Origin of the sequence: Streptomyces durocortorensis, assembly GCF_016901035.1 — a bacterium.
In the GTDB taxonomy this organism is placed as follows: Bacteria; Actinomycetota; Actinomycetes; order Streptomycetales; family Streptomycetaceae; genus Streptomyces; species Streptomyces durocortorensis.
Genome location: NZ_JAFEUF010000364.1, coordinates 1 through 4,957 on the forward strand (window position 1 = coordinate 1; position 4,957 = coordinate 4,957).

Consider the following 4,957-nt stretch of genomic DNA (forward strand, 5'->3'; position numbering starts at 1 on the left):
CCCGCCCCGGGGGGGGGGGGCCCCGGGGGGGGGGGGGGGGGGGGTGACATGGGTCCATTGTGACGCGTGGCGGCCGGCTCAGCGGGCCGGGGCGAGGCGACGCCGGTACTCGGTGTCGAGGAGCGGGGCGAGCGAGGCGTCGGCGCCTGAGCCCGGACCGGGTCAGGGCTTGCGCGCCACGCCCGCGTAACCGGGGATCGGCTCGTCGCCGGCGACGTCGATGACCTCACCGAGTCCGGGGTGCCAGTCGGCCGAGAGCGAGACGCCCGGTTCGACCAGTTCGAGGCCGTCGAAGAACGCCGTGAGTTCGGCGCGGCTGCGGGGGCGCAGCGTCATCCCGCGCGCCTTGTACATGGCGCGGGCCTGGGCGGCGCCCTCCGGGTTGAAGTCGCCGGTGGTGTGCGAGAGCACCAGGTAGCTGCCGGAGGGAAGCTGGTCGACGAGCTTGTCGACCAGGGCGGCCGCGCCGTCCTCGTCGTCGATGAAGTGCAGCAGGGCCAGCAGGGAGAGCGCGATCGGCCGGCCGAAGTCCAGGACCTTGCCGGCCTCCGCCAGGATCGTCTCGGGCCTGCGGGCGTCCGCCTGGATGTACTCGGTGGCACCCTCGGGCGTCGAGCGGAGCAGCGCCGCCGCGTGGGCCAGCACGATCGGGTCGTTGTCGCAGTAGACGATGCGCGCGTCGGGGGCGGCCTGCTGGGCGATCTGGTGGAGGTTCGGCTCGGTGGGTATGCCGGTGCCGATGTCCAGGAACTGGCGTACGCCGTGCTCGGCGAGCCAGCGGGTGGCCCGGTGCATGAACGCCCGGTTGACCCGCGCCATGTCACGGCCGCGCGCGTCCAGGGCAAGCAGCTGGCGCGCCATCTGTTCGTCGACCGGGTAGTTGTCCTTGCCGCCGAGGAACCAGTCGTACATGCGGGCCGGATGCGGCTTGCTGGTGTCGATCTCGATGGAGTGGGGTTCTTGCCCGGTCATGGCGCGCTCCGTGGTCAGAGGTCGTACAGAGGAGGGGTGCGGTCCGTTCGTCGGATGCGGTCTCAGGTGCGGTCTCAGGTGAGCAGGAAGTCGGCCTGGCCGGCCTTGGCGCCCTGGATGAACGCGGCGATCTCGCCGTTGGAGTAGATGAGGGCGGGGCCCTCCGGGTCGGCGGACTGGCGTACGGCGACCCGCCCGTCGGCGAGCTTCATGGCCTCGATGCAGTTGCCGCCGTTCCCGCCGCTCCACGGCTTGTACCAGCCTTCGGAGCCGAGGTCACCGGCCGGCATGCCGTTGTATATGTGGTTCATCACAGCTCCTTGCGGAAGTCCCGGAGGATTTCCTTCGTGCGTTGTGCAGTCGCGGCCTGAGCCGCCATGCGGTCCATGACTTCGAGGTAGGAGGCCACCTCGGGGCGGGCGTCGAAGTAGACCGCGCCGGTCAGGTACTCGCTGTAGACCATGTCGGGGAGTTCGGGAACGGCGAACCGGAAGAGGACGAAAGGACCGTAGGTTCCCGGGTGGTGGCCGGCGGCGAACTCCGCGATCTGCAGCGTGACGTGGGGAAGCTCCGTGGCCGCGAGCAGCTTGTCGATCTGGCCGCGCATCACCTGCGCGCTGTCGACGGGCCGCCGCAGAACGGTCTCGTCCATGATCGCCCACAGCCGCGGGGCGTCGTCCTTGGCCAGCAGGGACTGCCGCTCCATCCGCAGCGCCACATGGCGCTCGATGTCCTCGGGCCGGGTCTGGCCGACCGCCCCGGTGCGCATCACGGAGCGCGCGTAGTCCTCGGTCTGGAGCAGTCCGGGCACGAAGTGCGGCTCGTACATGCGCAGCAGGCTCGCGGCGCCCTCCAGGCTGACGTACATGCTGAACCAGTCGGGCAGCACGTCGTGGAAACGCTGCCACCAGCCCGGCCGGTTCGCCTCCTCCGCCAGGTCGACGAAGGCCTCGGCCTCCTGGTCGCCGACACCGTACGCCTTCAGCAGCAGCTGGACGTAGGGGATCTTCAGCCCGACCTCGGCCGTTTCCATTCTGCGTATCGTCGCCGGGGCGACCCTGAGCACCTTCGCCGCCTGGTCACGGGTCAGGCCGACACGCTCGCGCAGATCCTGCAGGCGCTTGCCGAGAACGACCTGGCCCACGGTCGGGGCGGACCGCGGTTCGCTCACTTCAGACCTCCCCATGCGCTGTTTTGCGAGCAGTGTGCCATGCGTGCGCCCCCAACGACACAGTCACTCTGGAAATTTCAGAGTGCCCCTTGCCAAGTGTCATCGTCAGGGGGAGAGTTGACTCCCGAACCAGTTCGCTCAGTCATGCCCGCCCCCGAGCATCCGGGGAACGAAGCGTGACGCAGCCCCCACTGTGAGGAATCGGTCGTGGCACCTGGCAGTGCGCTCATCCCCCGGCTCATGGACCTCAGTCCCGGGACGGAGGCGCTCCGTTACTGCTTCGCGCTGCCGGCACACCCCGAGTCGGTGGCCGGTGCGCGCGAGCTGACGCGAGCCCGGCTGGACGCCTGGAAGCTGGGCCGCGACGCCTGCGACGCGGCCGTCCTCGTCGTCTCCGAGCTGGTGACCAACGCCGTCGTGCACACCGCGAGCACCCGGGTGGTGTGCGAGCTGAGCCGGCTCGGCAGACGAGTGCGGATAGCCGTGCAGGACCAGGGACACCAGAGCGGCGGCCCGCGGCTGCGGCGCTCCTCCGACGACGAGCACGGCCGGGGTCTGCTCCTCGTCGACGCGATGAGCAGCGCCTGGGGTTCGCACGACGCCGGGGACGCCTCCGGGCGGATCGTCTGGGCGGAGCTGCCGCACGAGGCGGAGCAGCTGTCCGGCGCGGAGCGGCCATGCTGAGGAACGCGCTGTCCCGGCTGCGCGGGGCGCACCGGGGCCGGACGCCCGACCAGACCCGCGGCGGCCGGGTGCGGCTGGCGCTGCCGGCCTCGATGTCGGCCAGCCTGGGCTGCGACGCGGTCGGGGTGCCCGCCCGGCACGGCTTCCGCCTCATCTCCCATCTGCCGCGTACCGGCTGCGTGTTCGCCGACGCGGACCGCTGGTGGTGGATCGTCCCGGCCGGCTCCGACCTGGATCTCGACTGGCCCGACCAGGTGATGTACGCGCGGGACGCGGACGTGCCCGGCAGCCGGCCCCGGTTGATCCACTCGCCGGACGGCCTCACGCCGTACACCCCGCCCATTCCGCTCTTCCTGATGGTCTGCCAGGTGACGGGGGTGACACCGAGCTGGGGGGCCGCCGGTACGCGGAGCGTCGTTTCCGCTCCGTAGCCTCCGTGGCGCCCGGCGGCGGGCCCACGACCGGACGTGCCGGGCCCGGTCAGGTCGGGCCCGTACCGTCCGGTCGTGGGCCGGGGCGGATCAGGCCCGGTCGAGGTACGCGAGCCCCGGGTGGACCTCGGTGTACCGGTCGAGCAGCCGTCGTGCCACCGTCACGGAGTCGACCAGCGGGTGCAGCGCGAACGCCTGGGCGGCCGCCGCGCGGGATCCGCTCTCCGCAGCCTCCAGCACCGCCCGCTCCACGGCCTTCACCGCGGTGACGAGGCCGAGCGCGTGGTACGGGAGCGGGGAGACGGCCACCGGGTGGGCCCCGTTGGCGTCGACGAGGCAGGGCACCTCGACGACGGCGTCCTCGTCCAGGGCCGGGAGGGTCGTGCGGTTGCGGACGTTGAGGATCAGGGAGGTGCGTTCGTTGCGGGCGACGGCGCGCATCAGGGCGAGCGCGACCTGTTCGTAGCCGCCGGACTCCAGGTCGCTCTCCTCCCGCTCCCCCGCCCCGGCGACCTCGCGGTTCTCGGCCATGTACGTCGCCTCGCGTTCGGCGCGGGTGCGGTCCCAGGTGGCCCAGGCGGGCGTGCCGGGTTCGCGCATGCGGGCGTAGAAGCCCTCCTGCTGGTCCTGGAGGAACGCGCCCCGGGTCCGCTCCGCCTGCTGATAGGCGTGTACGGCCTCGCGGTTGACGTAGTAGTAGTGCAGGTACTCGTTGGGGATCGCGCCCAGCGACCGGAGGAGTTCCGCGCCGAAGAGGCGGCCCTCCTCGAAGGATTCGAGCAGCTGCGGATCGGCGAGCAGCCGGGGCAGTTCGTCCCGCCCCTCCACGTACAGGCCCTGCACCCACCCGAGGTGGTTGAGCCCGGCGTAGTCGATCCAGGCCCGGTCCGGGTCGGCACCCAGGACGCGGGCGATGCGCCGTCCCAGGCCGACCGGCGAGTCGCAGATCCCGATGACCCGGTCGCCCAGGTGCCGGGACATGGCCTCGGTGACCAGGCCCGCCGGGTTGGTGAAGTTGATGACCCACGCCTGCGGGGCGATGCGGGCGATGCGCCGGGCGAGGTCGAGGGCGACGGGGACGGTGCGCAGCCCGTACGCGATGCCGCCGGCGCCGACGGTCTCCTGGCCGAGCACGCCCTCGTCGAGGGCCACCCGTTCGTCGGCGGCGCGGCCGGCGAGCCCGCCGACCCGGATGGCGGAGAAGACGAAGTCGGCGCCGCGCAGAGCCTCGTCGAGTTCCGTGGTGGCGACGACGGCGGGCGCGTCCGCGACGTCCCGGCCCTGTTCCGCGAGGACGCGGGCGACGGCGGTGAGCCGGTCGGCGTCGGTGTCGTACAGCGTGACCCGGGAGACGCGGCCCTCGGCGTGATCGCCGAGGAGGGCCCCGTACACGAGAGGCACCCGGAATCCGCCACCGCCAAGAATTGTCAGCTTCACGCTGCTCGATGGTACGGGCAGGCCACGGCCGTACGGCGCTGCGCGCGCCCGGCCCCACGCGCGACGAGGCGGCCCCGGGCCCGTGAGCGTGATCCGGGGCCGCCTCGGCATCAGGGGGTGTCCGGCCTGATCAGCACGGCATCTCCCCGGGGCCGACCGCGTGTCAGTAGCCGCTCCACCAGCGGCTGACCGCCTGCCAGAGCCGGACGGCGGCGGCGGGGCGGCGCTGCTGCGGGATCGTCGCCACCGGAGCGGGTACGGG

At 72.4% G+C, this 4,957-nt stretch carries 6 protein-coding genes; 2 read left to right on the forward strand and 4 right to left on the reverse strand.

Annotated features, from left to right (window positions below):
- Positions 1–162: 162 nt before the first annotated feature.
- The 3 genes from JS521_RS33765 to JS521_RS33775 form a co-directional block, all read right to left on the reverse strand.
- The gene (locus JS521_RS33765; protein ID WP_205086701.1) at positions 163–972 is read right to left on the reverse strand and encodes an SAM-dependent methyltransferase; all 810 of its coding nucleotides are present in this window, start codon (positions 970–972) and stop codon (positions 163–165) included.
- A gap of 74 nt (positions 973–1,046) precedes the next feature.
- Positions 1,047–1,283, reverse strand: a complete 237-nt coding sequence (locus JS521_RS33770; RefSeq protein WP_205086702.1) for a DUF397 domain-containing protein — start codon at positions 1,281–1,283, stop codon at positions 1,047–1,049.
- Positions 1,283–2,143, reverse strand: a complete 861-nt coding sequence (locus tag JS521_RS33775) for a Sco1979 family transcriptional regulator (RefSeq protein ID WP_205086703.1) — start codon at positions 2,141–2,143, stop codon at positions 1,283–1,285. Before JS521_RS33775 ends, JS521_RS33770 begins: the two co-directional genes overlap by 1 nt.
- Before the next feature lie 207 nt (positions 2,144–2,350).
- Between JS521_RS33775 and JS521_RS33780 the strand changes: the two genes are divergently transcribed.
- A complete protein-coding gene (locus JS521_RS33780; protein ID WP_205086704.1) occupies positions 2,351–2,827 on the forward strand; it encodes an ATP-binding protein in 477 nt (158 codons plus the stop codon).
- Entirely contained in the window at positions 2,821–3,258 is a 438-nt protein-coding gene (locus JS521_RS33785; protein WP_205086705.1) for a hypothetical protein, read from the forward strand. The genes JS521_RS33780 and JS521_RS33785 overlap by 7 nt, the downstream gene beginning before the upstream one ends.
- Before the next feature lie 90 nt (positions 3,259–3,348).
- On the opposite strand, the gene JS521_RS33790 is transcribed toward JS521_RS33785, so the two are convergent.
- The gene (locus JS521_RS33790; protein WP_205086706.1) at positions 3,349–4,695 is read right to left on the reverse strand and encodes a 6-phospho-beta-glucosidase; all 1,347 of its coding nucleotides are present in this window, start codon (positions 4,693–4,695) and stop codon (positions 3,349–3,351) included.
- Between the last annotated feature and the right edge of the window lie 262 nt (positions 4,696–4,957).

Bases quoted from the DNA above. Each gene is read 5' to 3' on its own strand.
- JS521_RS33765 (WP_205086701.1), bottom strand. From the start codon at position 972: ATGACCGGGCAAGAACCCCACTCCATCGAGATCGACACCAGCAAGCCG.
- JS521_RS33770 (WP_205086702.1), bottom strand. From the start codon at position 1,283: ATGAACCACATATACAACGGCATGCCGGCCGGTGACCTCGGCTCCGAA.
- JS521_RS33785 (WP_205086705.1), top strand. From the start codon at position 2,821: ATGCTGAGGAACGCGCTGTCCCGGCTGCGCGGGGCGCACCGGGGCCGG.